The sequence below is a fragment of the Pantoea sp. X-Soil-ISGK-355 genome, from assembly GCF_059730805.1.
The window spans coordinates 1,477,254-1,504,171 of sequence record NZ_AP035971.1; the positions used below are offsets into that span (position 1 = coordinate 1,477,254).

Here is a 26,918-nt window from a genome sequence, read left to right on the forward strand (position 1 = left end):
GCGAAAGGGTTATCCTGCGACGCGCTGCAGCGGCTGCACGTCATCAGTCTGATCCAGCCACTGCAGCAGCAGGGCATTAAATTTTTCGGGGTCGGTAACGCTCATGGCGTGGCCGCCCCAGGCCATCATCTGTTCAGTCGCGTTCGGCAGCGCCTCGGCCAGTTCGGTTGAACAGCTCCACGGCACCAGCAGATCGTCCTGGCTGGCAATTACCAGCATCGGTTGCGGAATGGCGGCAGCCCGGGCGCTGAAGTCGGCGCTCATCAGGGCATGCAGCCGTCGCATCAGATTTTCCATCCCCTGAAAATGCGTGACGTGATGGCTGTCTTCCTGCTCCAGACGCGTCTGATGCCCGGCCATCCACTCAGCAGGATAGAGAAACAACGGCTGAGCGCGGACGAAAGCCTCGACGCCGACATTGAGCAGCAGATCCTGCCGCACCTGGAAGCAGCGGCGGGTATGCGGATGCAGCGTCAGCCAGCCGTTGATCACCACGATCCGTTCGATCCGATCCGGATAATCCAGCGCCAGCTGCATTCCCACCAGACCGCCCAGCGCGTGTCCAATCAGGCTGAATCGCAGGATGCCATGCTGCGCCAGCGCGTCGGCCAGCTCCGCCGCCATCATCGTCATGCTGTAGCCTTCCGGTAAGCTGTCCGCGCTGCGACCGGTGCCGCGCTGGTCATAGAGCACGACCCGATAGCATGCTGTCAGCGCCGCCAGTTGCGGCTGCCAGAAACCCGCCACGCCGCCCAGACCGGAAGAGAGCACCAGCGTCGGTGCTTCGGGATTTTGCAGGCCCAGAATATCCAGCTGCATCAGACCTCCGGCTTGCCGATGTGCGCCACGCTGGCGATCTCAATCAGCGCGTCAGGCTTGACCAGCCCACACTGAATGCAGAAACGGGCAGGCTTATCACCGGGGAAGTATTCGGCGTAAACCTGATTTACCGCGGCATAATTCGACCAGTCGGTGATAAAGATCGAGTTAAATGTCACATCGGCCATGTTGCCACCAGCGGTCTCAATCACCTTTTTAATGGTTTCCAGCACGTGACGGGTCTGCGCGGCAGCATCACCCACATGGACCACGTTGTTGTCACCATCAAATGGCAGCGTGCCGGAAACATAGATCACGCCGTCCGCCAGCGTGCCAGGGACAAACGGGGCGATGGGTGTGGTGGTGCCTGGTGGCACAATAATACTTTTCGGCATAGCGACGTCCTCTTAGTGGATTAGCGGGCATTCAGGCTTTCGCAGAAGGTATCGACATCCGATACCCAGCCAAAAAAGGTTTCGATATTGAACAGCGCTGCCTGCTGAGCAAAGGGCGGGCCAGCCTGATACGTGGCGTCTTCCAGCACCACACCGAAATACTCCAGAAAGAAGCCGTCGCGCAAGGTCGACTCCACACAGACGTTGGTGGCGATGCCGGTGAAAATCAGATGGCGGATCCCGCGACTGCGCAGCATGCTGTCGAGTGGGGTGTTATAGAAGCCGCTGTAGCGCGATTTTGGCAGCACGATGTCACCGGCTTGTGGCATCAGCTCATCGACCAGCGCGTAATCCCAGCCGCCTTTTGACAGCAGTGAACCCTGCAGTTCTGGCCGTTTACGCATGGTTTTCAGCGCATTCGATTTGTGAAAGTTAGGGGAACCGGCGTCACCGGCTTCAACATAGTCGCTGTCCCAGCCGTTCTGGAACCAGATGATCTGAACGCCGGCCGCACGGGCCGCCGTCACCGCCTGATGGATCTTCGCAATCACCGGCTTCGTCGCGGAAACATCAAAGCCCGCCAGGTCGAGGTAGCCACCTTCGGTGGCGTAGGCGTTCTGCATATCCACAACAATCAGTGCCGTCCGGCCAGGCGGAAAGGCGATCGGCTCAGGACGAGCAGGCAGTTCAACCTGGGGAACATCCGGCGTGTGGGCGCAATAAACGGTATTCATTATGCCACCTCCTGCTGTGCGTCGAGCAGGGCGCTGCGACAGGCCATCAGCGGCTGAATGTGCTGGCCGAAGTTCTCAATACCTTCCAGGAAATCATCAAAGGTCAGCAGCACGCCGTGCGTGCCTTCTACCTGCGCCACTTCATCCAGCATCCGCGCGACACTGGCATATGAACCCACCAGGGTGCCCATATTGATATTGACGGCTGAGGTCGGGTCCGCCATCTGGCGCACATTGGTGTCGCTGCCTGATTTGGTATCCTGCTGACTCTGGGTGGTGAGCCAGGAGAGCGCCTCTTCATCTGCACCAGCTTTGTAGTGTTCCCACTTAGCCCGCGCCTCTTCATCTGTTTCGGCGGCAATAATCATAAACAGTACGTAGGAGCCAACATCGCGGCCCGCTTTTTCGGCGGCCTGCTTCATGCGAATCGAAGTTGAACTGAAAGCAGCAGGTGTGTTAACCCCTTTGCCGAAGCAGAAGTTGTAATCGGCGTGCTGAGCAGAGAAGGCCATACCGGCATCGCTCTGTCCGGCGCAGATCACCTTCATCGGACGCTGCGGCTGTGGACTGACGCGGCAGTCATTCATAGTGAAGAACTCACCTTTGAAGTCCGATTTTCCGGTGCCCCACAGGTCGCGCAGCACGGTAACGTACTCGGTCAGATAAGAATAACGGCTGCCGAAGTACTCATCGCCTGGCCACATTCCCATCTGCTCATATTCAGGTTTCTGCCAGCCGGTCACCAGATTAACGCCGAAACGACCGCCTGAAATGGAATCGATAGTGGACGCCATGCGCGCCACAATCGCCGGTGGCAGCGTCAGGGTGGCCGCGGTAGCGTAGATTTCGATGCGAGAGGTAACGGCCGCCAGGCCCGCCATCAGGGTGAATGACTCCAGGTTATGATCCCAGAATTCTGTTTTTCCGCCGAAGCCGCGCAGTTTGATCATCGAGAGTGCAAAGTCGAAGTGGTAATGCTCTGCTTTCAGCACGATGGCTTTGTTCAGTTCAAAGGTCGGCATGTACTGCGGCGCGTTGGACGAAATCAGCCAGCCATTGTTACCAATCGGAATAAAGACGCCTATCTTCATGTGAAACCTCGTTGCGATGGGGGAAAGGTGTTTCACGCGCTGCACTGCATCCTGCTACGTCCGTATAAGCCGCGCTCAGCCACAATTGTGCAAATCGTGTGCCACATTTTTTATTCTTATAAATAACAAACAGTTAAAATTAACCCGAAAGAGGTAAGTGGAGTAACTGGTCCATTTCGGACCATCTGGTCAAAATTCACTGCACGTTTTGCATGCAGGCTGAGCAAAAAAGGTGCAGGGCGCGGATTGGGCAGCGACTCATCCCTTTGCTATGATGCGCTGACACCAGAAGGATGAGGTAAACGTGTGAATAGCGATGAAAAAAAGCCAACGCGTCGTTCGCGTGCGGTGGCAGCGAAGCGGGCTGCCATACTGGAAGCGGCCTTAACCTTCTTCTCACAGTTTGGCATTCACGGCACCAGCCTCGATAAGGTGGCCGAACGGGCCGATGTCTCTAAAACGAATCTGCTCTACTATTTTCCCTCTAAAGAAGTGCTCTATGTGGCCGTGCTGAAACAAATTCTGGATGTCTGGCTGGCCCCGTTGCGCGCGCTGGCGCATGACCAGGATCCGCTGGTCGCCATCCGGCGTTATATCCGGCTAAAGCTGGAAGTGTCGCGCGATCATCCTCAGGCTTCTCGTCTGTTCTGCCTGGAGATGCTTCAGGGCGCACCCTTGCTGAAAGGGGAACTGGCGGGCGACCTCAAGCAACTGGTGGATGACAAAGCAGCCATTATTGAACGCTGGATTGATGAGGGACGGCTGGCGGGCGTACAGCCACAGCACCTGATCTTCATGCTGTGGGCCACCACGCAACATTACGCCGACTTTGCCACCCAGGTTGAGGCCGTGACCGGTCAGACGCTCAGCGATCCGGCGTTTTTCGATCAGACCGTCGAAAACGTCCAGCGCATGATCATTGAAGGGATTCGCGTACGCTAATTCAGGACACATTTACAATTCGGTGACGGAGTGAATCAATGGATTCTGTTTCGCAGTTGGTGTTGGGTGCTTCAGTCAGTGTTGCGGTGATGGGACGTCGGGTGCCGATCTGGCAGGCCGCGCTGGTGGGCGGCGTCTGCGGCACCTTACCCGATCTGGATGTGTTTATTGACCATGGCGATGCGATACGCAACATGACCCTGCACCGTACGGAAACACATGCGCTGCTCTGGCTTACATTGATCTCACCTCTGATGGCGTGGGGAGTGTCGGCAATGTTCAGGCAGCGGGTGAAGTGGTCGCACTGGTGGCCCGCCGTCTGGCTGGCGCTGATTACCCATCCGCTGCTTGATTTAATGACGGTGTACGGCACCCAGCTTGGCCTGCCGATCACCGATTATCCCTATGCCATCGGCAGTATTTATATCGTCGATCCACTCTATACGTTGCCACTGCTGATAGGGCTGAGTGTCGCGCTGTGGCGTCGTGGTGACAAAGGCATGCGTGGGAACCGGATCGGCCTGGCGCTGAGTACGCTTTATCTGGTCTGGAGTGTGGCCATTCAGGGTGTCGCAGGCTGGCAGATCAGCGCATCGCTGGCGGAGCAGGGTATTCCGGACAATAAAGTGCTGGTGACGCCGACGGCCTTTAATACGCTGGTCTGGCGCAGCGTGATTATGACGCCGGATCGCTATGGCGAAGTTTACTGGTCGCTGTTGTCGCCCTCACGGCCACTGCAGGTGGCTTGGTACCCGCGTCATCCTGAACTGTTCGACGCCTTCCGGGGTAGCTGGTATGCAGAACGTGTTGCCTGGTTCAGCCACGGCTTCTACGCGCTGCGTGAGCAGGACGGGCAGACGACGATTGCCGACCTGCGCATGGGCGAAGGCGATAACTATACCTTCACCTTTGGTCTGGGCACGCCTCAGCAGCCCGATCCCCGGCCGCAGCGCTTACCTAATGAACGTCCCACGTTGTCCGCCATTTTCTCTGCGCTCAGTGAACGCCTGTAAAAAAAAGCCCGGTCAGGTGACCGGGCTTTTTTCATGCTGTCAGCGATTAGCGGCTGCAACGCGTACGCAGCATCCAGCCCACACCCAGCAGCGCAAACCAGAGTGGCGTCACCATCAGGGCCTGGCGTGTATCTTCCTGCAACGTCAGCAGCACCAGCACAAACGCAAAGAAGGCCATGCAGACCCAGCACATGAATTTGCCTAGTGGCATCTTAAAGGCCGATCTGGCATGGCGCTCAGGATGCTTTTTACGGTAAGCCAGATAGCTGCACAGAATGATGGTCCAGACGAACATAAACAGAATGGCTGAAACGGTGGTGACCAGCGTAAAGACCTTCATCACATCCGGGATCAGGTAGATCAACGCCACGCCGAGTAACAGACACAGACAGGAGAAGAACAGGCCGGTAGTCGGGACCGAACGGGCAGAGAGACGGCCAAACGCGCGGCTCGCGACGCCCTGCTGCGACAGGCCATAGAGCATACGGCTGGTGGAGAAGATGCCGCTGTTGGCTGAAGAGGCGGCAGAGGTCAGCACAACAAAGTTAACGATACTCGCCGCAGCAGGCAGGCCAATCAGCACGAACATCTCAACAAACGGACTGCGGTCAGCCATAACCTGGGTCCAGGGCGTTACCGCCATGATCACCATCAGCGCCAGCACGTAAAACATAATGACCCGCAACGGAATTGCATTAATCGCGCGTGGTAAGACTTTATGTGGGTCGTGGGTTTCAGCGGCTGCCGTTCCAACCAGTTCAATGCCGACAAAGGCAAACACCGCAATCTGGAATCCGGCAAAGAAGCCGCTGAGGCCTTTCGGGAACATCCCGCCGTGATCCCAGATGTTGCTCAGCGCCGCGGTGCCGCCACCGGGTGAAGGGTAGTGAATCGATACCAGCACAATCCCGGTGACGATCAGCGCAACAATGGCGACGATTTTGATTATCGCGAACCAGAACTCCATCTCACCAAACAGCTTAACCGTGGCGATGTTCAGCGCCAGAAAAACCACCACGCAGAGCAGGGCGCTCATCCAGATCGAGAAGCCCGGAAACCAGAGCTGGAAATAGGCGCTGATGGCCACGACGTCGGCGATGCCGGTTACTACCCAGCAGAACCAGTAAGTCCAGCCGGTAAAATAGCCCGCCCACGGTCCAAGCAAATCCGCGGCAAAATCGCTGAAAGACTTGTACTCAAGGTTGGAAAGCAGCAGCTCTCCCATGGCGCGCATCACGAAGAACAGCATAAAGCCGATGATCATATAGACGAAAATGATCGAGGGACCAGCCAGACTAATGGTTTTACCGGAACCCATAAAGAGGCCGGTACCGATAGCACCCCCTATGGCGATCAGCTGAATATGGCGATTATGCAGGTTACGCTGTAGCTTGTCGGGCGCGTGTGCGGTTTCTTTAGATTGGTCAACCATAGAATTGTCTTTCCTGTCTTGATGTTGTGTCAGCTCTGCTGGCTGTTAGTAAACGAGTCTGCCCGAGGGGCAAGTGGGCATAAGATAGAGGAAGAGGGCCGGAATCGGGTAACGCTTTTTTATCAATTGTGAAGCCTGACGCCCCGCAAGCCGTAATAACGGGCAGTTTCGTTCAATCCTGCGTCAGTATGGGTAATTATTCATCACGTTATGTCAGGCAGACTGCGTGAAGCGGAATGGGCTTCTACACTTTTTAGTTATTAATCATTATGCTGCAAAGGGAATTATGCGCACGCTTATCCTGTTTCTGCTGTTAATTGCGCTGGGATGGGTCAGCTTACCCTGGCTTAAGCAGCATCTCCCGCCGCAGTTCAATCCCTTTACACCGCTCTCCGTCACCGATCCTCCAGGCTGGATGACGCAGATAAAGATGAAAAGGCTGGCCCAGAATCCTGACGAATGTCTGGCGGTGATGCGTCATGCCCAACAGGCGGGCTGGGTCAGTTTCAGCGAGCGTCCTGCTGTCACGGGCAACTGTCCGATCAGCCATCCACTGCGAATTCAGAAATTTGGCCCGGTCAGCCTCAGCAGCAGCTTTCTTGCCAGCTGTCCAATGGCCGTCGCCAGCACCATGTATGCCCTCCGCAGCCGGGAACAGATTACCCGGGATATGCACAGTCCACTGGTACGAATTACCCATGTCGGCAGCTATGCCTGTCGTAATATTTATCATCGCGCAAAGGGGCGGCTCAGTGAGCATGCCACCGCAGAGGCCTGGGATGTGACCGGCTTCCAGCTGGCTGATGGCCAGCGGCTTGAGGTCAGTCGTCACTGGCAACAGCCAAAAGAGAAAGCGGCCATGCTGCACACGCTGTGGCGTGGCGGCTGTGACGTATTCGGCAATGCGCTGGGACCGGACTACAACGCCGCGCACGCCTCACATTTTCATCTGGGTATGCGTGGCGCGGGCTACTGCCGATAAATCATCAGGCAGGATTAATACCGTGTTTGATTAAGAATCAAACTGCCGGTAAGGGAAAAACCAAACCAGTTATCATTGCCAGCGCGGACATACCTGACAATGAGTAGCAACAAATCAGGCGGCTGATCAGGCAGCCTTTTTCAGGGCCGCAAGTGACAACAGAAAAGTGCCCATAAATGCAATCAGCCGTAAAGTTTCGCCGCCTCATCTGGACAGTGCGAGCAACGTCAGGATGAAATTAATTCACGATGCTGCAAAGTGAATTAAGGGAAATTAACTGCATCGATAAAGTGTGCAGAATTAAATAACGATCGGGGATTATACCTTGGATTTTTTTAGTGATTTTGTTGCGTGACTATCGGTATAGTGATTTTCGTGACTAAAAGAGAGCCAGCGTTGAGCGTACTGCTGCCATAACATACTGTCAGCATAAATAGTGATCTGTACCACGCATTAGGTGCAGGCAGGAGATAAATAAAGCTGATTTTCTTTAATACGTTGCTTTCGGTTCAGATTATTCTCAGTCAAAAATTGTTTAAGGGTTGAGCGGGTCAATTTGTCCGGTAGTGATTGCTGTCGGGCAGAATATTCTAATTAAACAACTCTTCGCTACGCCTGTCGGATAGCTAAGGCAAAGGGAGCTGAATCAGCATTGAGAGGCGGCAGATGTAGTCTGCGCACCTGTTAGCTTTTCCGGTCAGAGAGGCGCGTGCTTCCGTGTAGAGAGACTGTGCACAGGAATGCGGTATCGCCTGAACAGCAGAGCTTATTTCCTGATAAAAAATATGCCAGCAATTTTCGGCTGCCGCTTCGCTTATTAGGACGCAATTAACGCATTGTTTACACATTATTTACTCGACATCCCGTAGACCGATTCAATATTCCCGACAGCTTTTCAACATCTAAGATGAAATTGATTCATTGGCAGGGATTGAATTTCTATCAGAAAAATCTTATTCTCCTGAGGTGATTGAAATTGCTGTGGCTGGCCTCACATTACAGGGGCAGGGGCATTTTTTCACTCTGCCATAACGTTGAATGGCATTTGCGCTGTTTAGGGTGAAGGATTCACCTCAACGATAAATTAATTTTCTAAGATTAATTAAATTTATCCGATGAATCCGAATGAATAATACCGGAAGGGCGAGTGAAAATTAACGCTGAGGCAATATGAGTACTGAAAACTATTTCGCCTGGCGAAATGAGGTGAAAGAAAAATTTCAGGCGTTAACGGCTTCTTCTGAATTGAAGACGTTATTGCAACAGTTTACTGAATCATTAGGCTTCGATTATTTTGCCTTTTTGATTCAGCATCCGGTGCCATTTACCCGGCCGCGTTTTCATTTACATAGCACCTATCCCAAATTATGGGTTAAACGTTATGAGAAGCAGAATTATTACGCTGTCGATCCGGTGCTCACATTGTGTCAGCGACCGGGCAGAGGGATGGCCTGGATAGAGGAACAGTTCGCTGACGCCGGCAATCTTTGGCAGGAGGCGAGAGAGTATGGGCTCCAGAGCGGATTTTCTTGCTCCGCAATGGCACCAAATCGCGTCATTGGTATATTATCTATATCGTCGCAACAGCCCATTTCTGTCCAGCTCCGCCATGCTGAGCTGGAGGTGAAACTACACCTTTTAGCGGAACTAAGCCTGGATACGCTGGAACGCTTTAACGATGATGCAATGATGGTACTAAGAAAAACGTTTAGTCAGCGCGAGTTGGAAATTCTGAAATGGACAGCCGAAGGAAAAACGGCGGTCGAAATTTCACTTATTTTATCCATCTCTGAACATACCGTTAACTTTCACCAGAAAAATATGCAAAAGCGTTTCAATGTTTCCAATAAAACGCAGATTGCCTGCTATGCAGCGGCAATCGGACTGATTTGAACATAATACAACTGCTACATTTGGCAGTTCCTTTGTACAGGTCTGTTGTCTACCCTGCGCCGGGGCTTTGCCGGGCTGGCGCAAAGAAATCATTGCAAATATGGGGATGTCAGAGGCGCATGATGAAAATAGTGCAAACGCAATTAAAGGATATGCCATCCTCTTTGCTTGCCGAACTCGGCAGCTACCGTTATAGCGTTTTTGCGCGCGGCGAAGGGTGGTCAATACCCCCACGCCTGAGCACGCCAGGGCAGGAATATGATCGCTACGATCGTTCAGATGTCACCTGGCTAATCGCATGGAATGCGCGCGAGGGCATCAGTGGCTGCGCGCGTCTGATGCCCTGGTTCGAACCTGAGCAGAGTGAGGGCATTGTGCTGCCTTTCAGCCATGAGAAAGTGTGGGAGATGTCGCGCTTCTCGGCACGGCTGGAAGTTGACGCTGAACTGCCGCTGAACATTCTCTGGCACGCGGTACAGCTGGCAGAGCTGAACGGCATGGAGTACATCATCAGTTCGGCAACGCCGATGCTGGAGACGATGTTTGAGGAGCATGGCGTGGTGTATGAGCCGCTTACGCCGGGGCTCATTCTGTCAGAAGATAATCTGTTTGCGATCCGTATTCCGGTTGTTCAGCCCACTCTGGCAGAAAAATATCGGGGAACACGTCGTTTCAGCCCGGAAGAGGTACTGCCAACGCTGGGCGTTTCAGTTAACTGGCAGGCGCACAGTTAGCGTATTTGCCCCCGCTACCGGGGGCAAAAAAGCTTACTGACGGTAGGCTGTTTTGATCTGTTTGATGGTATTGCTGAACACTTCCGCCTGAGGCTTGTCGCCCAGCGTCTGCACATAGCGTTCCATGTTAATAATCACTTTTCCGGCATCAGCCTGTCCCATACCTTTGAGAATCAGGGTAATCATCATCTTCAGGCCCGCGATTTCATCCGCTAATTTCCGGGCTTCCTGGGAAGTTGCAAAATCTTCATCGCTCATGCGTTTCTCCTTGGTGAATGACAACGTGTCGGCAATCTGTCCGAACAGCAGTGCGTGAGTATATCACAGGGGCGGTAAGTTGCTGAGACGGCCGCTCCGCTTCGCCCTGAAAGGCGGGTTTGTCCAGTACAACTAATCAATCGCTGAAAGTAATCACAGGCTTCATCGGCTCAGCAGCCGCGAGGATGCACGGCACTGAACCCTGAAGCGATACGGTCTTAATACACTGAAAAAACTATCATTTAACGGTTATTTCGCCATCTGGACACAATGCATAACCGTCCCTGAATCTCTTCAGGATGGACCTGGCAGCAATCATGTAATGCTTACACTGTTTTGCTTTGTTGATGTGCTTTTGAGGTAAAAGCGGGTATGATTGACGCCTGAAATCGTGAATTACTTCTTCTTTTTTAGCCTCTGGAGTTTCCCCGTTGATCAGTGTGCTTCTTGTTGATGACCATGAACTTGTCCGCGCGGGTATCCGTCGCATCCTGGAGGATGTGAAAGGTCTGGCCGTGGTCGGAGAGGTCAACTGTGGTGAGGATGCCGCCAGATGGTGCCGTGCCAATCAGGTTGATGTGATCCTCATGGACATGAACATGCCGGGGATCGGCGGACTGGAGGCGACGCGCAAAATCGTGCGTTATAATCCCGATATCAAAATTATCATGCTGACCATCCACACGGAAAATCCGCTGCCTGCTAAAGTGATGCAGGCGGGTGCAGCAGGCTACCTCAGTAAAGGTGCTGCGCCACAGGAAGTGATTAATGCGATTCGCTCGGTAAATGCTGGTCAGCGTTACATCGCGTCAGACATTGCTCAGCAGATGGCGCTGAGCCAGATTGAGCCGCAAAAAGCGGAATCGCCCTTTAGCTGTTTGTCGGAAAGGGAATTGCAGATTATGCTGATGATCACCCGAGGACAAAAGGTGACGGAAATTTCCGAGCAGTTAAATCTCAGTCCTAAAACCGTTAACAGCTACCGCTACCGAATGTTCAGTAAGCTGAATATCAGTGGCGACGTAGAGTTAACGCATCTGGCCATTCGACATGGCCTCTATAATGCGGAGCCGTTAATCAGTAGTGAATGACGTTTTTGATTCCAAAGCCTTTCTGAGTACGGTAACCAGCAAACCCGGTGTTTACCGCATGTATGACGCCTCAGGCACCGTCATCTATGTGGGCAAAGCCAAAGACCTGAAGAAGCGTCTCACCAGCTACTTCCGCACCCAGGTCGGCAGCCGCAAAACCGAAGCGCTGGTCAGCAATATCCAGCACATCGATGTCACCGTTACCCACACCGAAACCGAAGCGCTGCTGCTTGAGCATAACTACATCAAGCTCTATCAGCCGCGCTACAACGTACTGCTGCGCGATGATAAATCGTATCCCTACATTTTTCTTAGCAGTGATACCCATCCGCGGCTGGCGATGCACCGTGGCGCAAAGCATGCCAAAGGCGAATACTTTGGCCCGTTCCCCAACGGCTATGCGGTGCGTGAAACGCTGGGCCTGCTGCAAAAAGTTTTTCCTATTCGCCAGTGTGAAAACAGCGTCTACCGCAATCGCTCCCGGCCCTGTCTGCAATATCAGATTGGTCGCTGTCTTGGTCCCTGTGTCGCGGGTCTGGTCAGTGAAGAGGAGTATGCGCAGCAGACTGATTACGTACGCCTGTTTTTAGCCGGTAAAGACGATCAGGTTCTCAATCAGCTGGTCAAACGCATGGAAGAGGCGAGCATTGGCCTGCGCTTCGAAGAGGCGGCACGACTGCGCGATCAGATTCAGGCCGTGCGCCGCATCACCGAAAAGCAGTTTGTCTCCAATCAGGGGGATGACCTGGATGTGATGGGTGTAGCTTATGAAGCGGGTATGGCCTGTCTTCACGTGCTGTTTATCCGTCAGGGCAAAGTGTTGGGCAGCCGTAGCTACTTCCCGAAAGTGCCGGTGGATACCGATCTTGCCGAGGTGGTTCAGACTTTTGTCGGGCAGTTCTATCTGCAGGGCAGCGAGGCACGGACGCTGCCGGGTGATATTCTGCTGGACTTTACCTTGCCGGAGCGCGAATTGCTGGCGGAGTCGCTCAGTGCACTGGCGGGACGCCGCGTGAATATCCAGAGCAAGCCGCGTGGCGATCGCGCCCGTTATCTTAAGCTGGCGCGCACCAACGCCGCGACGGCATTAACCACGCGTCTGTCGCAGCACTCCACGATTCATCAGCGGTTGATGGCACTGGCAGAGTTTCTTGAGCTCGACCGGATCACGCGCATGGAGTGTTTCGATATCAGCCACACCATGGGTGAGCAGACCATCGCCTCCTGTGTGGTGTTTGACCAGAATGGTCCGCTCCGTGCTGACTATCGTCGCTATAACATTACCGGCATTACGCCGGGCGATGATTACGCTGCCATGAATCAGGTGTTACGACGCCGGTATGGTAAGGCGATTGAAGAAGATAAAATCCCGGATGTGATTCTGATCGATGGCGGTAAAGGCCAGCTCTCTCAGGCAAAGCAGGTTTTCGCGGAGCTGGATGTGCCCTGGGACAAAAACCGGCCCATTTTACTCGGCGTTGCGAAAGGCAGCGACCGTAAAGCCGGACTGGAAACGCTGTTCTTTGAAGCGGAAGGTGAGGGCGTTTCGCTGCCACCGGATGCGCCAGCACTGCATGTGATTCAGCACATTCGTGATGACGCTCACAATCATGCCATTTCAGGTCATCGTAAAAAACGAGCCAAAGTAAAGAACACCAGCGCACTGGAAAGCATTGAAGGGGTAGGGCCTAAACGGCGTCAGCAACTGCTTAAGTACATGGGGGGCCTGCAACCGCTGATGAATGCGTCGGTAGAGGAGATCGCCAATGTACCCGGTATCTCCCACGCGCTGGCAGAAAAAATATACTACTCGTTGAAACACTAGCATTGAAACGGGGGGGGCAATGTAGGAACATAGGCTAAATTTTACCTATATCCAGACAGTTACCGGCATATGCAATTAAACATCCCGACGTGTCTCACCCTGTTTCGAGTCGTGCTCATCCCGTTCTTTGTGCTGGCTTTCTATCTGCCGTTCACCTGGGCACCGCTGGCTACCGCACTGATTTTCGTTTTTGCTGCCATCACCGACTGGTTTGATGGTTTTCTGGCGCGCCGCTGGAAACAGACGACGCGCTTTGGTGCCTTTCTCGATCCGGTAGCGGATAAAGTGATGGTGGCGATTGCGCTGGTACTGGTGGCGGAATATTTCCACGCGTGGTGGATCACGCTGCCTGCAGCCACCATGATTGCCCGCGAAATCATTATCTCTGCGCTGCGTGAATGGATGGCGGAGATTGGCAAACGCAGCAGCGTGTCGGTTTCCTGGATTGGTAAAGTGAAAACCACCGCACAAATGTTCTCTCTGTTTGCCTTGTTGTGGCGTCCTGATGCCACCGTTGTCGCGGTGGGCGTAATCGCGTTATACATTGCTGCCGTGCTGACTTTCTGGTCTATGTTCCAGTATTTAAGCGCCGCGCGCGGCGATCTGCTCGAACCGTGATCGATACGATTTAAAAAGCAGCAAACGGACACGCTGTAAGGATAATTTTATTGACTCATTGCGTCATCTAAGTAGAATGCAACGCATCGAACGGCAGCCAGGCTGCCAGAAGATAAATGAAATCAGCAGGTTCGACGAAATTGCTGAAAATTGCGGGAATAGCTCAGTTGGTAGAGCACGACCTTGCCAAGGTCGGGGTCGCGAGTTCGAGTCTCGTTTCCCGCTCCAGATTCGCAGGTCAGGTTAACCTGACGGCACATCAGTTTAAGGCGCGTTGGCAGAGTGGCTATGCAGCGGATTGCAAATCCGTGTACCTCGGTTCGACTCCGGGACGCGCCTCCAGTTACACCCTGCCCGGGTGGTGAAATCGGTAGACACAAGGGATTTAAAATCCCTCGGCTGTAAGGCTGTGCGGGTTCAAGTCCCGCCCCGGGCACCATATTTCTGGCGCAGAAAAACGAATAAAACAAAGTAATATGCAGTAATGTCGTAACCGCCCAAGGGCGGTTTTTTTGTGCCTGTTATCTGGCATGACGGCGACGAAACCATCCGACTGGCGGTATTAACCGCCGTCAGCCGCGGGAGCTGAACACCAGTTCATCATCCGTATCACTTACCAGCACCATTCGTTGCGCCTCTCCACTGGATGAAACAAAGGTCACTTCATGCCCGATGCTGATTGCATCGAATGCATCTGTTGGCTGTGACTGCTTCTGGATCTCCAGAACCATTCGCGAGGCAAAGGGTTTATCATTGACCCTATCCAGACGATAGTTGGCGGTAAAGCTCAGTTCGGGCTGATCAACCACGTAGAATTGTCCTGAAGGCATAGTCTTGACCTCTGTGTTGTGTTGGCCATATGTCCCGGCCGGGACAGGCTGCCTGAAATTTAAGGTTAGCGGAATAATCAATGTCTGCAGGTGCCCGTGCCTTGTTTATGGGATTATGCCGCGATTGCTGAATATACACGCCGCTTGCGCTTGTCAGTTCTGAAAGGAGTACTAACCTTGTTTACACAGTGCGCTTTCCTGGCAAACTTTCGGGCATGGTATAAAGGTATTACTGCAACTCTTAATGGGTTGACGATGCGGGTTCAATTCCTGCTGCCCGGTCCATCTCTCGCCTCTTCTTAACCCCCGCTGCTCTGCCTCCGCAAACCCAGTTACATCTGATTTCACTCATTTTTGCGGCCTGCATCGAACTATGTAACCTGTTGTAACACCCTTGCTTACCGTAAAGTGGGGGATTGTTTGTCGTCTCAGAGAAGTTAACGCCAATGAGTTCACCTTCTATTCCTGTTTTAACGGAACCGGCTTTACCCCCGATTATCGGCGTTGTCGCCAGCCAGCTGCTCAACCCCTGCCAACAAAAAATGCTGGATGAGGTAACGCGCCAGCTCAATGCGCGCGGGGTTATCACCGTGCTGCTGAATGCCGAAACCGACGTGGCACTGACCGCACTCATCCAGCAGGCGACACCCCTTGCGCTGCGGGGGTTGCTGCTGTTGCCCGGAAACAAGGCTATCAGTGCCTGCAATCTGCCGGTGCTGGAGATTGACGCAGAACCTGAATGGCAGGCGGATGCGCTACGGGCGGGCGAAGTAACCGCAGCGTTACTGCTCGCGCAGGGGCATCAGCGGTTTGGCTTTTTGCAGAGTCAGCCCGGTGACATGGCGCAGAAGCAGAGCTACTGCACCACATTACAGGCGGCGGGCATGACGCTGGATGCAGAACTGACTGCTGGCGCTGACGACCGTGACGGCGCTTATCAGGCGATGATGCAGTATCTGAAAAAAACCCGTGCCGCTGAGCGCATTCAGGCACTTTTCTGTGAAAGCGATCTGCTGGCGTTTGGTGCGATACAGGCAGTACGCGATTTTGGTCAGGGTACGCATCTGGCTGTGGCTGGATTCGGCGACAGTGAGGAAGCCCGCAGTCCGACCTGGCATCTGACCAGCTGGTCACCTGACATCAGACAGCTCATTGGCCGGGCGTTAGATCGCTGGCTGGGGCAGCAGGCAGAAAACAGCGGTGAAGAGGGGCAATTACAGCAGCGTCATTCTCATTCTGGCAAAGTCATTCCGGGTGAGATGTCAGCCTGCGGCTGCGCCTTCCGGCACTAGCCAGCCTGCGAGGCAGGCTGGCTAAAGAGCATTACGCCTGCGGCTGTCCTGCCGGGCCGACACCGCCCGGTGCACCCACTGGCTGCTGTCCGCCTGGCGGTGGGGGTGGTGGGGCATCTCTGCCCGGCGGTGGCGGTGCACAGGCGGTGAGAGTAGCAAGAATAGCCAGCGTCGATAACAGATAAGCCGTACGTTTCATCGTAATTCCCTGATCAGGTAAGCGGAACGTAAAGTATAGAGAATCGCCAAAAAATCGCGCAGTCAGCGTTGAGCGCCCACAACGTTGCGTAAATTAAGGGTGATTATTTGAAACGCCTCGCAACTCCTGCAAGCCGGAAATGCATTACGGGCAGGAGCACGCTAAGGTAGCGCTTTATTTAAGAGGAGTCGTTATGAATGGCATTATGAAGTTCGTCCGCGGCTGGCTGGTGTTCTCTGTACTGTGGGGCGTATTCATGTGGTTTATGTCATGGCAGCAGCAGGGCAAGGAGCCTGGTCTGGCGATTCTGACAAGTCTCTACGCCGGTTTAATCTATCAGGCGTTGATTACGATGGTGGGCCGTTATCGGGCGCGCCGACAACAGGCTGAGTAAATTCTGCTGCCTGAGAGGCAGCAGAACACACCCTCTTAGCCGAAATTACCGGTCAGGCGCTGATGGAAATCAGTACTGCGTGGATCCAGCCCCTCAATGGTCACCTCTGCACCATAACGCTGATAGCGATACTCAATGCCATCCAGTGCCGCAACGCTGGATGCATCCCAGATTTGTGCGTGGGTTAAATCGATCGTCACCTTTTTCGGGTCATGTGCATAATCGAAATGCTCAAACAGATCGTTGCTGCTGGCAAAGAACAGTGGACCACGCACCACATAGCGCACTGACCTGCCATCGTCGCTCAGCTGGCGTTCCGCATGAATAACGTGGGCAATACGGCGGGCAAAGAGCAGCATCGCGAGGAGCACCCCAGCCAGCACGCCCAGCGCCAGATTCCCTGTCCAGACCGTCACTGCCACCGTCAGCACCATAATCAGCGTCTCTGACCACGGCATACGTTTCAGGGTAGCGGGCTGCAGGCTATGCCAGTTAACGGTTTTCACCGCCACCACCATCATGATCCCAGCCAGCACCACCATCGGGATTTGCGCCATAATCCGGCTGAGTCCGGTCACCAGTAACAGCAGCACCAGACCGGCGGCTACGGTGGAGACACGGCTACGCGCCCGGCCCAGCTCAACGTTAACAATCGTCTGCCCTATCATCGCGCACCCGGCAATGCCGCCATAAAAACCGGCAAAGATATTTGCTACCCCAAGGCCCCAGGCTTCACGTCGCTTACTGGAGGGGGTATCGGTCAGATCATCGACCAGTTTGGCGGTCAGCAGTGATTCCATCAGTCCGACAAAGGCGATGCTCAGTGCGGTGGGCCAGATAATCTGCAGGGTCTGCAGGTTGAGCGGCACCAGCAGACTGTTAAAACCGGGCAGGCCGGGGCTCATTGGCCCTTCGTCGCCCACGTTCGGCATGCGATAGCCCATTAACAGTGCGACCGCAGTCACCACAACAATGGCGACCAGAGGAGAAGGAATACTCTTTAACAGGTGCGGTAACAGCAGCACGATAGCCAGGGTGACGGCAAAGAAGATCCACACCAGTGATGACTGCCCCCAGACGTGCGGCACCTGAGCAAAGAAAATCAGCACGCCGAGCGCATTCACAAATCCCAGCATGACCGAGCGGGGGATATAGCGCATCATGCGCGCCAGACCGACGACGCCAAACAGAATCTGAATGACACCGCCCATCACCACTGCCGGCAAAATATATTCAACACCGTGCAGATGGACCATCGGCCCGATAACCAGCGCCACAGAACCTGCCGCTGCCGTGACCATTGCCGGGCGTCCGCCCAGTATCGACAGCGTCAGGCAGAGCACCACCGAGGCGACCAGGCTGACTTTAGGGTCAACGCCAGCAATAACGGAAAAGGAGATCACTTCAGGGATCAGCGCCAGCGCGGTAATCACACCGGCCAGGCATTCGCGGGTCAGCAGCGCAGGCGAACGCAGAACGCGCCCCACACTGACATCGCCCGCCACAACGTCGGTCGCGGCAACATCATTGGTTTGGGTCATAAAGTTTTGCAGGCTCTTTAGTTGTTTTGCTCCCGCACGAGGGGCGGGAAGATTTGGATAATGGTAAGGGCAGATAGTACCGGGCGACTGGCGAAGATGCCAGAAAAAGGGGGATGACTCCCTCCATGGAGTCGCGATTACAGTGAAAAATCGTCCGGGGTTTTATGGACTACCAGGTCAAGCAGCTGCCGGTAGATGTCCAGCATCTCCCTGTCGCTTTCCAGTTCCAGCCGGTGAATAAGCTTTGAGATAATGGCTTTATTACTCACTGGCATGCCTGACTGCAAAATTTCTGCAACAAGGATACCCAGCATTTCCATCTCGCTGGCTGGCTTATTGGCAGCAGGATTAAAGTAATCAGCAATTTCCTGATTGGTCCGGGGAAGAATAGTTTGCATGTGTAAGCCCTTCAGAACAGCCCGATTCCGGTTCGGATGTCAGGACAAAATCGATCAAAAAAACCATCACATGGACAGATGCGATGGTGCCAGCTGCAAAGACTGAACAGATAAAAAATAACCTCTGAAGGTGGAAATCCACTGACACCTTCAGAGGCGACGCAAGTGCATCATTCGTTACAGAGTCGCATGACAACTCATGGCAGTAAACTTATACAATGAAGGGTAATTTGTACAATCAGAACCTTTGATAAAAAGTGCTATTATTCACTTATCAGTCGCTTATAAGGATTAATCCGAATCAAAATCTGTACAAATAACCTATACAAACGACGGGGCCGGCTGATGGAGTGGGAGAGTCAAGGGAAACAGCAGTCTGCTTCCTGTTGAAAAACTAACTGAAAAGCGCCAGTTTTGCCGTCATCTTACGCAGCGCTTTCTTATCGCCAACGATAGCAAGTCCAGACAGACGCCAATGCTGACGCGGTTGTTGCCGTAGTACGTCACCCAGCGCCTGATAATCGGTGGTGCTCTGACCCGCTTCGGGAAACAGCACCAGATCGTACTCCGCCTGTTCGCACTGTTCCCGCAAAACACTGAGCTGTTCGTCGGTGGCGGCCAGGACCGGAATGCCGGTAGTAATCAAACCGGGAGAAGGACGCATCTCTGCGTCTGTCAGCGCGTTGCCAACCAGCATCGGATGACGCTGTCCCAGGGTTAAGGCGATTACGGCGGCGGCGTTGGTTGCTTTGCCTGGCGGCAGAGCGGCATTGAGTATCATTACACATCGTTTGTCCTGCATAGCGCTTCTCCTGTCTGAAAAAACGCATTGTGGCAAGTGGCTTAACCCAGGTCTGGAAGATTTGTGCAGGCGTGCTGATAACGGGCGGGGGAGAGCTGGCAGGCGCGCTTAAACCAGCGGCCCAGATGACTCTGATCGGCGAAACCCAGCGCAGCGGCTACATCGGCGACAGGCTGGCCCTGCGCCAGCTGGCGTCGTGCCTGGCTCAGTCGCCACTGCACCAGCCAGGCGTGGGGCGGCAAACCCCAGTGCGTCTGAAACAGGCGCGACAGCCGGAAGCGATCTGTCTGAAGATGCTGTGCCATCTGCGCTACCCCGGGATTATCCGCATGATGGGCAATCAGCCAGTCACGCGCCTGCAGCGCCAGCCGGGCATCTTTGTCTATGGGCTGTGCGGGCAGTGACCAATGCCGGTGCGGGGTGAGCTGACCAAACATCCGGTCCATCGCTGCCTCTTTGATGATGGCAGGATGGTTGTGCCACAGCGCATCAAATGCGTGCCAGACGGCATACGCCAGCGGGCGGTCATCGCGCAGCGTGGCGGCAAACCGCAGCTCACGCGGTGAGGGGGCATCAGCCTGCTCAGGGGCGAGGTGGCGGGCAATCTGCTGTGGAGAAAGATAGAGCATCCGGTAGGTGAAACCGCTGTCATTGATGGCATCCCCATCATGCAGCTCCTCCGGCTCCAGCATAAAGACCGTTCCGGGACGACTCTGATGCTGTTTGCGTCGCGAATGAAACTGCTGTACACCTTGCTCGGTCACGCCAATCAGATAACTGTCGTGCCAGTGCGGATCATAGGCGTGACCGGTAAAATGGGCGCGCAGAGCCTCGATACCACTGACGGCGTCGCGATGCAGATCGATCCAGTTTGCTGATGCCTGTTGCATGTTGTCTGGCTCCCGGTTGCGGCCTCTGGACATTCTGCCGCGATCCACTAATTTTTAACAGGCCGGACGCTTTTCAATCGTGTTTCGCTTTGCGTATAATAACGCTTCCACTCAATTAGAAATCTTACTATTAGGCTGCTAACATTTGTCTCAGCACACGCGTACCTTTACCCATTTACTGCATCTGACCGCCCATGCCTGGCGGCTGGCGGTGGATCGTCACCTCAAAGATAGCGGCTTAAGCATGAGCAGCTGGATGGCTATCGGGCTGATTGCCAGCGAACCGCAACGCATGACCCAGACCGAACTGGCTCAGTTGCTGGGACTGGAAGATGCCAGCATGGTGCCGCTGGTGGATCGGCTGGTCAAACAGTCACTGCTGACGCGGGTACAACCGCCGGAAGATCGCCGTAAACGCCACCTGGTGCTGACCGAAAAGGGCAACGAAGCGTTTGCTAAAGTGAAAACCGAAGCTGATGCACTCCGTACTGAAATGCTGGCCGATATTGATCCGCAGGATCTGGCCGTCACCGAACGTGTACTGCAACAACTGCTGAGCCGTATGGGAAGTATGTAGCAGTGGCAAAGCGAAATCCCTACGCTGTCCGCGAGTGGTTGCCGCATGAAAAACCGATGCTGCCGGGTTCGCCCTCGACCCCGCTGCATCCGATGCCAAAACGTCTGGCGTTTGGTCTGATCGGCTTACTGATCTCGTTGACTGGTGCGCTAAGTAACGCGCTGGTCACGGCAAATCTGGTTAATCTGCAGGGCACCTTTGGGGCCTGGTCGAATGAGATTGCCTGGCTGCCTGCGGTCTACGTAATGGGTAATATCTCGATCAACCTGCTGCTGGTGAAGTTCCGTCAGCAGTTTGGCCTGCGTGTCTTTACCGAAGCGTTTCTGGTGCTCTATGTGCTGGTGGCGTTCTTTCATCTGTTTGCCAACGACCTCAGCTCGGCGATCGTTGTGCGCACGGCCCATGGTATGGTGGCTGCGGCGCTCAGCTCGCTGGGTATTTACTACCAGGTACAGGCCTGGCCCGCGAAACACAGGCTGAAAGCGCTGGTGATAGGCCTGACGGTCTCGCAGCTGGCTATCCCGCTGGCCCGCTTATTCTCGTCGGAACTACTGCAGCTCAACGAGTGGCGCGGTCTCTATCTGTTTGAACTCGGTCTGGCGCTGATTGCGCTCGGTGGGGTCCTGCTGGTGAAACTGCCTCCGGGCGATCGCATTAAAACTTTTGAGAAGATGGACTTCGTCACCTTTATCCTGCTGGCGCCCGGCATGGCGCTGTTGTGCGGTGTATTGACGCTGGGGCGTATTGAGTGGTGGTTTACCACGCCCTGGCTCGGTATCTGTACCGCGATTGCCCTGACGCTAATTGTCGCGGCGATCGTCATTGAGCATAACCGGCGCAACCCGCTGATTAATACCCGCTGGCTCAGCAGCGGCATGATGGTGCGGCTGGGCATTGTGATGATCATGATCCGTATTGTGCTGGCGGAACAGAACACCGGTGCGGTCGGCTTTTTGCAGCAAATCGGCCTGCAGAACGATCAGATGCGCGGTCTGGCATTGGCAATCATGGCCGGGGTTATCGCGGGCATTGCTGCCAGTGCGCTGACCATCAAGCCTGCACATCTTAACTGGCCAATTGTCACCTCGCTGCTGGTGATGATTATCGCCTCACTGATGGATGCGCAATCCAGTCCGCTGACCCGTGGCCCCGAGATGTATTTCAGCCAGTTTCTGCTGGGTTTCAGCAGCGCTTTTTTCATGGCACCCGCCATGCTGATGGGCATTGGCAGCGTAGTTACGCAGCCGAAAAATCTGGTGAGCTTTGTGGTGCTGTTTGGCATGAGTCAGAACCTGGGCGGGCTGATCGGCTCGGCGATTCTGGGCACGTTTCAGGTCTGGCGGGAAAAATATCACTCCAGCCTGCTGGGCGATCAGCTCTCATTGCTCGATCCCAATGTTACCGAGCGACTCAGCCAGTACAATGCGCTGTTTAATTCGCTGGTGGGTGACGACGTTCTGCGCAGTGCGCAGAGCACCAGCCAGTTACAGACGGTTGCCACGCTGCAGGCCAATGTGCTCGCCTGGAACGACACTTATTTGTTAACCGCGGCACTGGCGTTGATTACGCTGATGTGGGTGATCTGGCGTTTAACCCGACGTCGCTATCTTGACTGGCGTCAGGCGCAATTTAACCTGCGTGAGCAGCAACAGCTGGCCGCGTTACAGGAATCAACGGAGAAACAATGAGTCAGCAGGATGAGCTTCAGGCGGCGGAACGCGAGCGCGCGAATCGCCGCCGTATTCTTTCTATTGCCGCAGGCAGCGGCATTGTGGTGATTGGCGTACTGGTTATTCTCTACGCCTGGCAACTCTGGCCCTTCACCAGCGCTATACAAAGTACCGAAAACGCCTATGTGCGCGGTCAGGTCACCTTTATCAGCCCGCAGGTTAATGGCTATCTCACTTCGGTAGAAGTGATTGACCTGCAGCCGGTGAAAAAAGGGCAGCTGCTGATGACGATTGACGACCGTATCTATCGCCAGCGGGTGCATCAGGCGCAGGCGCAGCTGGCGATGAAGCAGGCGGCACTCAACAATAATCTGCAGCAGCGGCGCAGTGCCGAAGCTACTATCCAGAGCAACAAAGCGGCGCTGGAGAATGCTAAAGCCCAGGCGCTGAAAAGCGGCTTTGACCTGAAGCGCGTTGAAAATCTTACGGCAGATGGATCGCTGTCAGTGCGTGAGCGCGACGCCGCCCGAGCCGCAGACGCCCAGGCGCAGGCGCAGGTACGTCAGGCTGCGGCGCAGATCGCCGTCGCCCAGCAGAATCTGCAAACCGTCATCGTTAACCGTGATGCGCTGGAAGGCGATGTCGACAGCGCACGCGCTGCGCTGGAGCTGGCGGAGATCGATCTGGCAAATACCCGCATTACCGCGCCCGATGATGGCCAGCTCGGTCAGCTGTCGGTTCGCACCGGTGCCTATGTCACGGCAGGTACGCGCCTGACCTCGGTGGTCCCGAATCACAAATGGATTATCGCGAATCTGAAAGAGACCCAGCTGGCCCATATTCGTCCCGGCCTGCCGGTGACAATTCGGGTCGATGCACTGGATGGCAAACGCTTTAACGGGCAGGTGGAATTTATCTCACCGGCCGCCGGTTCGGAGTTCAGCGCCATTTCGCCCGACAACGCTACCGGCAACTTCGTTAAAATCGCACAGCGTATTCCGGTTCGCATCCGCATCCACGATCAGGATATGCATCAGTTGCGTCCGGGGATGTCGGTCGAAGTTAACATCGACACCGCTGCTCAGCCCACTGCTGAGGCCGCGCCATGATACGACGCGGCTTACTGGTCAGCGCGCTGACGCTGGCACTGACAGGCTGCGCCACGCAGGTTGAAAAGGCACCGGCCTCTCTGCCGATCCCCGAAGCCTGGCGCAACAGTGTCGGGCCAGCGGCTGCGCCGGAAGCAGAGTGGTGGCGCGCGTTTCATGATGAATACCTCAACCGGCTGGTGACGCAGGCGTTGCGCAATAATCCCGATATTCTCACAGCGCGATCCCGCGTTGATCAGTATCGTGCTCAGCTACGCGCCACGCAGGGCGATAACTTTCCGACTCTGAGCGCCGGGGTTGCTGCGACCCGCGAACGTACGCTCTCATCAGTGACGGGCCAGCCGTATGAAACTGATGTTTTTCAGGGCTTATTACAGGCGAACTATGAGGTCGATCTCTGGGGAGCGCGCAGCAGTAGCATTTCGGCCGCACAGGCGACTTTAGCGGCGCAGCAGGCCGCCGCATCTGCGGCCGAGCTGACCATCGCCAGTTCGGTGGCGTCAGGATATCTTAACCTCTGTGCGCTGGATGAGCAGTTGCGGGTGACGGAGGCGACGCTGGCGACCCGCAACAATTCGCTGAAGCTGGCACAGCGTCAGTTTGAAACCGGCTATACCTCCAGACTGGAGTGGATGCAGGCCGCCTCGGAATATCAGTCAGCCAGAGCGCAGATGCCGCAGCTGCAGCATCAGATCACCCAGCAGGAGAATGCGCTAAGCATTCTGGTGGGCATGAATCCGCGCAGCATCGCCCGTCGTCAGCAGTTCGACCAGATCTTACCGCAGCAGATGCCGTCACTGCTGCCCTCAGAGCTGCTCAATCGCCGTCCGGACATTGTGCAGGCACAGCGTCAGTTACTGGCCGCAGATGGGAGCCTGGCATCGTCGCGGGCGAAGCTGTTGCCAGGTCTGAACCTCACCGCCACCGGCACCCTGCAGAGTTCGGTGCTACATCAGCTGGCGGATGACCCGTTCCGGTTGTGGAGCGTGGGGGGCAGCATCCTCGCACCGCTGCTGAACCGTGAAGCGCTGACGGCGCAGGTGGATGTCTCCATGGCGACACGCAATCAGGCACTTTATGGCTATGAAAAAGTGGTGCGCAACGCCTTCTCGGAAGTTAACGATGCGATAGACGCTATCAGGCAGCGTGAGGCACAACTTCAGGAGCTGCAAAAGCAGGAGGCCTATGTAACGGAGGCGCTGCGCATTGCCCGCAATCGCTATCAGAACGGTTACGCCTCTTATCTTGATGAACTGGATGCCCAGCGAACTCTGTTTTCAACCCAGCTCAATCGGGTGACGGTTAAAAATAATCTGCTGCTGGCGCAGATCGACCTCTACCGCGCGCTGGGCGGTGGCTGGACTCCCGCTGCCACACCGTAATTGCCCTGGCCGCTCAGTAATGTGCGCGCGGTTGCCATGATCTGTCGGCAGACGTTTTGAGTATAAAGATTGCCAGCAAATTGCCGACAAATCAGATGACCCACTATTGCTGAACCGCAGAATAAACTTCTACTGTGAAAGCCTGATGCGGCGCTTATAAAGGCTTTCAGGCACGCACTCTTTAACACCAGCGGGAGCAACCCAACGAACGCCGGCTTCACACCGATAACGAAAAGAGTGCAGGGATGAAACTCGCTTACTCACAGGTCGACTGACAGGCTCGGGTTCCATGATTTCACGAGCCGGTTTATTTTCCGGACGAAAGAACCGGACGATAATCCGCCTTTCATTTACACTGTCACCTGCCGCATCACGTCCGGCGCCCCCCTATTTTTCACAGGATAGTTATGTCTTTGCCCTTGCCGCCCGACGATCACGATGAGCCAATTCGCCAGTCACTTGACGATGCGCACTTTGCGATAGTGGTGCTTGCGGTGACCTCGGTAACGCTTATAATCTTTGTGCTGATGATTACGCTCTGGATGAGCTGACGCACACAGGGGCTCCAACGGACTGAATAAGGAGAAGGCGATGGACTCCGGAGATGATAAATTAATCGCAATTATCGGTTTACTGGCTGCCTGCCTGATCGGGGTGACGTTCCTGTTTACGATGGTCTGGCTGACCGACGTTCGTCATCCTGCCGACCCCACGCTCGACGTTCAGTCGTGTCACCCCAAAAAGCCACCGTCTGAGCATGTCTGATTACGCGTCGCAAACTTAATCTGCTGACTGCGCAACACCAGCGCTAACGCCTCATGCAGGTTTCGGTTGCCATTAGGATCGGCGAGTCCCAGCAGCGGACCTGGCGACCGCCGGTCATCGGCCCAGGCGGGATATTCCACCACCGGATAGAGCGAAATACCCTCCACCGCAATGCCCTGATCCAGCGCCACCGCCACATTTTCACTAATTTCCTGCAGCCAGGGCGCACGTGCGTCACCTTCTGCGCCGGTTTCGGCAATCAGCATCGGCCGCTGGTAGCGCTGCCAGCACTGCGCCAGCATAATATGCAGCGGCTCGCGCACCGGATCATCCTGTGACATCGGTTGATCGGGGAAAAACCAGTGGTTGTCGGGATAGTAGTTCAGGCCGAGAATATCCAGGCAATCTTCACTGCCGCCTAACTCCTTATCAACGCGACCGGCCAGCATATCCCAGGCTTCGAACTGCGCCTGATGCTGTGCATCGGCATAGGGTTTGCTGTCCGGGTTATCGGGATGATGGGCAATCTGAACCAGCGGGTCGGTCAGCACAAAGCGTGCCTCCGGATAGATGTCGCGAATGGCATGAATGGCTGCCAGCGAGGCGCGGACCAACTGGCGCTTCAGCTCTTTACCACGCTGTGCGGCATGGGGATTAAACCAGGCGACATCTGCACCAGCCCATGACCAGAATGATATTTGATTCACCGGCGTAAAGAAGGGGCGTTCAATGCCCTGGTCGCGCATCAGTTGCGCCATTGCGCGGGCGAACCGGCTAAAGTGATCAACAAATTCGGCTTTCCAGATATTAAGATGATCGGGATAACCGAAGTGCGCCAGCTCCCAGATGATCTCCATCTGCTGACGTCGTGCGGCGTCAATCATGGGCAGAAAGCTCTGCCAGTCATACTGACCTGGAATCTTTTCAATCAGATGCCAGCGCGCACCGTCACGGGCGGTATGCAGATGCTGCTCAGCCAGTGCGGCATAATCTTTTTCCAGTAGCATATCGTGTCCGCTGCTGATCACCATATCCAGCCGTTTCCCTGGCGTACGGCAGGCAGTGGAGCAGGGAAAACTGCCCTGGAAAAAGCTGCGGAACAGACTGGGATGGTAGCGCTGGCGGGCATCTGTAAGGGATTGATGGGACATATTCCTCTCCTGCCGGACAAATGCCGGTCACAGATCGTCCGGTTAAGTCTAGACTAAAAAACGCCCGTGACCGCTCATTCAATCGGCGCAG

General features: G+C 55.0%; 29 protein-coding genes and 4 tRNA genes. 20 read left to right on the forward strand and 13 right to left on the reverse strand.

Features of this window, described 5'->3' with window-relative positions:
* Positions 1 to 9: 9 nt before the first annotated feature.
* Genes rutD through rutA form a run of 4 tightly spaced genes read right to left on the reverse strand, consistent with a single transcriptional unit; the run spans position 10 to position 3,039 of the window.
* Positions 10 to 819 (reverse strand): pyrimidine utilization protein D, encoded by an 810-nt coding sequence (rutD, locus tag AC6I8J_RS06695; RefSeq protein ID WP_497825191.1) that lies wholly within the window; start codon positions 817 to 819, stop codon positions 10 to 12.
* Complete coding sequence (gene rutC / locus AC6I8J_RS06700; RefSeq protein ID WP_161736432.1) at positions 819 to 1,214, reverse strand: pyrimidine utilization protein C; 396 nt, start codon at positions 1,212 to 1,214, stop codon at positions 819 to 821. The genes rutD and rutC overlap by 1 nt, the downstream gene beginning before the upstream one ends.
* Positions 1,215 to 1,234: 20 nt before the next feature.
* Positions 1,235 to 1,948 carry a pyrimidine utilization protein B gene (rutB, locus tag AC6I8J_RS06705; protein ID WP_480343591.1) on the reverse strand — a complete coding sequence of 238 codons (714 nt, stop codon included), beginning with the start codon at positions 1,946 to 1,948 and terminating at the stop codon, positions 1,235 to 1,237.
* A complete protein-coding gene (rutA, locus tag AC6I8J_RS06710; RefSeq protein ID WP_161736430.1) occupies positions 1,948 to 3,039 on the reverse strand; it encodes a pyrimidine utilization protein A in 1,092 nt (363 codons plus the stop codon). Before rutA ends, rutB begins: the two co-directional genes overlap by 1 nt.
* 306 nt (positions 3,040 to 3,345) lie before the next feature.
* On the opposite strand from rutA, the gene rutR reads away from it, so the two are divergent.
* Together rutR and AC6I8J_RS06720 are read left to right on the forward strand one after the other, a co-directional pair.
* On the forward strand, positions 3,346 to 3,981 hold the full coding sequence (rutR, locus tag AC6I8J_RS06715; RefSeq protein ID WP_033732203.1) for an HTH-type transcriptional regulator RutR: 636 nt from the start codon (positions 3,346 to 3,348) through the stop codon (positions 3,979 to 3,981).
* A gap of 38 nt (positions 3,982 to 4,019) precedes the next feature.
* Positions 4,020 to 4,994, forward strand: a complete 975-nt coding sequence (locus AC6I8J_RS06720) for a metal-dependent hydrolase (RefSeq protein WP_222924211.1) — start codon at positions 4,020 to 4,022, stop codon at positions 4,992 to 4,994.
* A gap of 46 nt (positions 4,995 to 5,040) precedes the next feature.
* On the opposite strand, the gene cycA is transcribed toward AC6I8J_RS06720, so the two are convergent.
* Positions 5,041 to 6,426 (reverse strand): D-serine/D-alanine/glycine transporter, encoded by a 1,386-nt coding sequence (cycA, locus tag AC6I8J_RS06725; RefSeq protein WP_497825192.1) that lies wholly within the window; start codon positions 6,424 to 6,426, stop codon positions 5,041 to 5,043.
* Positions 6,427 to 6,712: 286 nt separating this feature from the next.
* Here cycA and AC6I8J_RS06730 point away from each other — a divergent pair, with 286 nt between their 5' ends.
* The 3 genes from AC6I8J_RS06730 (at position 6,713) to AC6I8J_RS06740 (ending at position 10,035) form a co-directional block, all read left to right on the forward strand.
* Positions 6,713 to 7,408 (forward strand): extensin-like domain-containing protein, encoded by a 696-nt coding sequence (locus AC6I8J_RS06730; RefSeq protein WP_497825193.1) that lies wholly within the window; start codon positions 6,713 to 6,715, stop codon positions 7,406 to 7,408.
* A gap of 1,170 nt (positions 7,409 to 8,578) precedes the next feature.
* Positions 8,579 to 9,301: an autoinducer binding domain-containing protein gene (locus AC6I8J_RS06735; protein ID WP_222924209.1), complete on the forward strand. Its 723-nt coding sequence runs from the start codon at positions 8,579 to 8,581 to the stop codon at positions 9,299 to 9,301.
* Between the two features lie 122 nt (positions 9,302 to 9,423).
* Positions 9,424 to 10,035, forward strand: a complete 612-nt coding sequence (locus AC6I8J_RS06740; protein ID WP_161733856.1) for an acyl-homoserine-lactone synthase — start codon at positions 9,424 to 9,426, stop codon at positions 10,033 to 10,035.
* A 33-nt stretch (positions 10,036 to 10,068) separates the two neighbouring features.
* Here AC6I8J_RS06740 and AC6I8J_RS06745 read toward each other — a convergent pair whose 3' ends face one another.
* A complete protein-coding gene (locus AC6I8J_RS06745) occupies positions 10,069 to 10,293 on the reverse strand; it encodes a DUF2594 family protein (RefSeq protein ID WP_003849983.1) in 225 nt (74 codons plus the stop codon).
* 431 nt (positions 10,294 to 10,724) lie between these two features.
* Between AC6I8J_RS06745 and uvrY the strand changes: the two genes are divergently transcribed.
* From uvrY to AC6I8J_RS06775, 6 genes are all read left to right on the forward strand, one after another.
* Positions 10,725 to 11,384 (forward strand): UvrY/SirA/GacA family response regulator transcription factor, encoded by a 660-nt coding sequence (uvrY, locus tag AC6I8J_RS06750; RefSeq protein ID WP_013357383.1) that lies wholly within the window; start codon positions 10,725 to 10,727, stop codon positions 11,382 to 11,384.
* Positions 11,377 to 13,209 (forward strand): excinuclease ABC subunit UvrC, encoded by a 1,833-nt coding sequence (uvrC, locus tag AC6I8J_RS06755; RefSeq protein WP_161733847.1) that lies wholly within the window; start codon positions 11,377 to 11,379, stop codon positions 13,207 to 13,209. The genes uvrY and uvrC overlap by 8 nt, the downstream gene beginning before the upstream one ends.
* Positions 13,210 to 13,278: 69 nt before the next feature.
* Positions 13,279 to 13,827 (forward strand): CDP-diacylglycerol--glycerol-3-phosphate 3-phosphatidyltransferase, encoded by a 549-nt coding sequence (pgsA, locus tag AC6I8J_RS06760; protein ID WP_497825194.1) that lies wholly within the window; start codon positions 13,279 to 13,281, stop codon positions 13,825 to 13,827.
* A gap of 152 nt (positions 13,828 to 13,979) precedes the next feature.
* Positions 13,980 to 14,055 (forward strand) — tRNA-Gly (locus tag AC6I8J_RS06765).
* Between the two features lie 40 nt (positions 14,056 to 14,095).
* Positions 14,096 to 14,169, forward strand: a tRNA-Cys gene (locus AC6I8J_RS06770).
* Between the two features lie 10 nt (positions 14,170 to 14,179).
* A tRNA-Leu gene (locus AC6I8J_RS06775) sits at positions 14,180 to 14,266 on the forward strand.
* Positions 14,267 to 14,399: 133 nt separating this feature from the next.
* On the opposite strand, the gene AC6I8J_RS06780 is transcribed toward AC6I8J_RS06775, so the two are convergent.
* Entirely contained in the window at positions 14,400 to 14,657 is a 258-nt protein-coding gene (locus AC6I8J_RS06780) for a hypothetical protein (RefSeq protein ID WP_033732209.1), read from the reverse strand.
* Between the two features lie 209 nt (positions 14,658 to 14,866).
* Here AC6I8J_RS06780 and AC6I8J_RS06785 point away from each other — a divergent pair.
* Positions 14,867 to 14,942, forward strand: a tRNA-Lys gene (locus AC6I8J_RS06785).
* A 161-nt stretch (positions 14,943 to 15,103) separates the two neighbouring features.
* Complete coding sequence (locus AC6I8J_RS06790; RefSeq protein ID WP_161733843.1) at positions 15,104 to 15,949, forward strand: substrate-binding domain-containing protein; 846 nt, start codon at positions 15,104 to 15,106, stop codon at positions 15,947 to 15,949.
* 31 nt (positions 15,950 to 15,980) lie between these two features.
* On the opposite strand, the gene AC6I8J_RS06795 is transcribed toward AC6I8J_RS06790, so the two are convergent.
* On the reverse strand, positions 15,981 to 16,148 hold the full coding sequence (locus tag AC6I8J_RS06795; RefSeq protein WP_202604934.1) for a hypothetical protein: 168 nt from the start codon (positions 16,146 to 16,148) through the stop codon (positions 15,981 to 15,983).
* Positions 16,149 to 16,341: 193 nt separating this feature from the next.
* Between AC6I8J_RS06795 and AC6I8J_RS06800 the strand changes: the two genes are divergently transcribed.
* The gene (locus AC6I8J_RS06800) at positions 16,342 to 16,542 is read left to right on the forward strand and encodes a DUF6404 family protein (RefSeq protein ID WP_161733841.1); all 201 of its coding nucleotides are present in this window, start codon (positions 16,342 to 16,344) and stop codon (positions 16,540 to 16,542) included.
* 35 nt (positions 16,543 to 16,577) lie between these two features.
* On the opposite strand, the gene AC6I8J_RS06805 is transcribed toward AC6I8J_RS06800, so the two are convergent.
* From AC6I8J_RS06805 to AC6I8J_RS06820, 4 genes are all read right to left on the reverse strand, one after another.
* The gene (locus AC6I8J_RS06805) at positions 16,578 to 18,083 is read right to left on the reverse strand and encodes a SulP family inorganic anion transporter (RefSeq protein WP_161733839.1); all 1,506 of its coding nucleotides are present in this window, start codon (positions 18,081 to 18,083) and stop codon (positions 16,578 to 16,580) included.
* Positions 18,084 to 18,220: 137 nt separating this feature from the next.
* Positions 18,221 to 18,481, reverse strand: a complete 261-nt coding sequence (locus tag AC6I8J_RS06810) for a biofilm/acid-resistance regulator YmgB/AriR (RefSeq protein ID WP_161733837.1) — start codon at positions 18,479 to 18,481, stop codon at positions 18,221 to 18,223.
* A gap of 394 nt (positions 18,482 to 18,875) precedes the next feature.
* Positions 18,876 to 19,283, reverse strand: coding sequence for a DUF2000 domain-containing protein (locus AC6I8J_RS06815; protein ID WP_222924206.1), 408 nt, complete (start codon positions 19,281 to 19,283; stop codon positions 18,876 to 18,878).
* Between the two features lie 41 nt (positions 19,284 to 19,324).
* The gene (locus AC6I8J_RS06820) at positions 19,325 to 20,173 is read right to left on the reverse strand and encodes an AraC family transcriptional regulator (protein ID WP_260057834.1); all 849 of its coding nucleotides are present in this window, start codon (positions 20,171 to 20,173) and stop codon (positions 19,325 to 19,327) included.
* Positions 20,174 to 20,318: 145 nt separating this feature from the next.
* Between AC6I8J_RS06820 and AC6I8J_RS06825 the strand changes: the two genes are divergently transcribed.
* The 6 genes from AC6I8J_RS06825 (at position 20,319) to AC6I8J_RS06850 (ending at position 25,676) form a co-directional block, all read left to right on the forward strand.
* Positions 20,319 to 20,750, forward strand: a complete 432-nt coding sequence (locus AC6I8J_RS06825; RefSeq protein WP_013357394.1) for a MarR family winged helix-turn-helix transcriptional regulator — start codon at positions 20,319 to 20,321, stop codon at positions 20,748 to 20,750.
* A gap of 2 nt (positions 20,751 to 20,752) precedes the next feature.
* The gene (locus AC6I8J_RS06830; protein ID WP_161733831.1) at positions 20,753 to 22,438 is read left to right on the forward strand and encodes an MFS transporter; all 1,686 of its coding nucleotides are present in this window, start codon (positions 20,753 to 20,755) and stop codon (positions 22,436 to 22,438) included.
* Positions 22,435 to 23,529, forward strand: coding sequence for an HlyD family secretion protein (locus AC6I8J_RS06835; protein ID WP_161733829.1), 1,095 nt, complete (start codon positions 22,435 to 22,437; stop codon positions 23,527 to 23,529). The genes AC6I8J_RS06830 and AC6I8J_RS06835 overlap by 4 nt, the downstream gene beginning before the upstream one ends.
* Positions 23,526 to 24,911 (forward strand): efflux transporter outer membrane subunit, encoded by a 1,386-nt coding sequence (locus AC6I8J_RS06840; protein WP_202604933.1) that lies wholly within the window; start codon positions 23,526 to 23,528, stop codon positions 24,909 to 24,911. The genes AC6I8J_RS06835 and AC6I8J_RS06840 overlap by 4 nt, the downstream gene beginning before the upstream one ends.
* A 407-nt stretch (positions 24,912 to 25,318) precedes the next feature.
* Complete coding sequence (locus tag AC6I8J_RS06845; RefSeq protein WP_010246429.1) at positions 25,319 to 25,462, forward strand: hypothetical protein; 144 nt, start codon at positions 25,319 to 25,321, stop codon at positions 25,460 to 25,462.
* A gap of 40 nt (positions 25,463 to 25,502) precedes the next feature.
* A complete protein-coding gene (locus AC6I8J_RS06850) occupies positions 25,503 to 25,676 on the forward strand; it encodes a hypothetical protein (RefSeq protein ID WP_202604932.1) in 174 nt (57 codons plus the stop codon).
* Here the strand turns inward: AC6I8J_RS06850 and AC6I8J_RS06855 are convergent.
* Positions 25,643 to 26,827 (reverse strand): glycoside hydrolase family 1 protein, encoded by a 1,185-nt coding sequence (locus AC6I8J_RS06855; protein ID WP_497825195.1) that lies wholly within the window; start codon positions 26,825 to 26,827, stop codon positions 25,643 to 25,645. The two genes, AC6I8J_RS06850 and AC6I8J_RS06855, sit on opposite strands and share 34 nt — an antisense overlap.
* Positions 26,828 to 26,918 lie beyond the last annotated feature (91 nt).

Coding starts and splice junctions, on each gene's coding strand:
- rutD (WP_497825191.1), bottom strand. CDS start 819: ATGCAGCTGGATATTCTGGGCCTGCAAAATCCCGAAGCACCGACGCTG.
- rutC (WP_161736432.1), bottom strand. CDS start 1,214: ATGCCGAAAAGTATTATTGTGCCACCAGGCACCACCACACCCATCGCC.
- rutB (WP_480343591.1), bottom strand. CDS start 1,948: ATGAATACCGTTTATTGCGCCCACACGCCGGATGTTCCCCAGGTTGAA.
- rutA (WP_161736430.1), bottom strand. CDS start 3,039: ATGAAGATAGGCGTCTTTATTCCGATTGGTAACAATGGCTGGCTGATT.
- AC6I8J_RS06720 (WP_222924211.1), top strand. CDS start 4,020: ATGGATTCTGTTTCGCAGTTGGTGTTGGGTGCTTCAGTCAGTGTTGCG.
- cycA (WP_497825192.1), bottom strand. CDS start 6,426: ATGGTTGACCAATCTAAAGAAACCGCACACGCGCCCGACAAGCTACAG.
- AC6I8J_RS06730 (WP_497825193.1), top strand. CDS start 6,713: ATGCGCACGCTTATCCTGTTTCTGCTGTTAATTGCGCTGGGATGGGTC.
- AC6I8J_RS06735 (WP_222924209.1), top strand. CDS start 8,579: ATGAGTACTGAAAACTATTTCGCCTGGCGAAATGAGGTGAAAGAAAAA.
- AC6I8J_RS06740 (WP_161733856.1), top strand. CDS start 9,424: ATGAAAATAGTGCAAACGCAATTAAAGGATATGCCATCCTCTTTGCTT.
- AC6I8J_RS06745 (WP_003849983.1), bottom strand. CDS start 10,293: ATGAGCGATGAAGATTTTGCAACTTCCCAGGAAGCCCGGAAATTAGCG.
- pgsA (WP_497825194.1), top strand. CDS start 13,279: ATGCAATTAAACATCCCGACGTGTCTCACCCTGTTTCGAGTCGTGCTC.
- AC6I8J_RS06780 (WP_033732209.1), bottom strand. CDS start 14,657: ATGCCTTCAGGACAATTCTACGTGGTTGATCAGCCCGAACTGAGCTTT.
- AC6I8J_RS06790 (WP_161733843.1), top strand. CDS start 15,104: ATGAGTTCACCTTCTATTCCTGTTTTAACGGAACCGGCTTTACCCCCG.
- AC6I8J_RS06795 (WP_202604934.1), bottom strand. CDS start 16,148: ATGAAACGTACGGCTTATCTGTTATCGACGCTGGCTATTCTTGCTACT.
- AC6I8J_RS06800 (WP_161733841.1), top strand. CDS start 16,342: ATGAATGGCATTATGAAGTTCGTCCGCGGCTGGCTGGTGTTCTCTGTA.
- AC6I8J_RS06805 (WP_161733839.1), bottom strand. CDS start 18,083: ATGACCCAAACCAATGATGTTGCCGCGACCGACGTTGTGGCGGGCGAT.
- AC6I8J_RS06810 (WP_161733837.1), bottom strand. CDS start 18,481: ATGCAAACTATTCTTCCCCGGACCAATCAGGAAATTGCTGATTACTTT.
- AC6I8J_RS06815 (WP_222924206.1), bottom strand. CDS start 19,283: ATGCAGGACAAACGATGTGTAATGATACTCAATGCCGCTCTGCCGCCA.
- AC6I8J_RS06820 (WP_260057834.1), bottom strand. CDS start 20,173: ATGCAACAGGCATCAGCAAACTGGATCGATCTGCATCGCGACGCCGTC.
- AC6I8J_RS06835 (WP_161733829.1), top strand. CDS start 22,435: ATGAGTCAGCAGGATGAGCTTCAGGCGGCGGAACGCGAGCGCGCGAAT.
- AC6I8J_RS06840 (WP_202604933.1), top strand. CDS start 23,526: ATGATACGACGCGGCTTACTGGTCAGCGCGCTGACGCTGGCACTGACA.
- AC6I8J_RS06845 (WP_010246429.1), top strand. CDS start 25,319: ATGTCTTTGCCCTTGCCGCCCGACGATCACGATGAGCCAATTCGCCAG.
- AC6I8J_RS06850 (WP_202604932.1), top strand. CDS start 25,503: ATGGACTCCGGAGATGATAAATTAATCGCAATTATCGGTTTACTGGCT.
- AC6I8J_RS06855 (WP_497825195.1), bottom strand. CDS start 26,827: ATGTCCCATCAATCCCTTACAGATGCCCGCCAGCGCTACCATCCCAGT.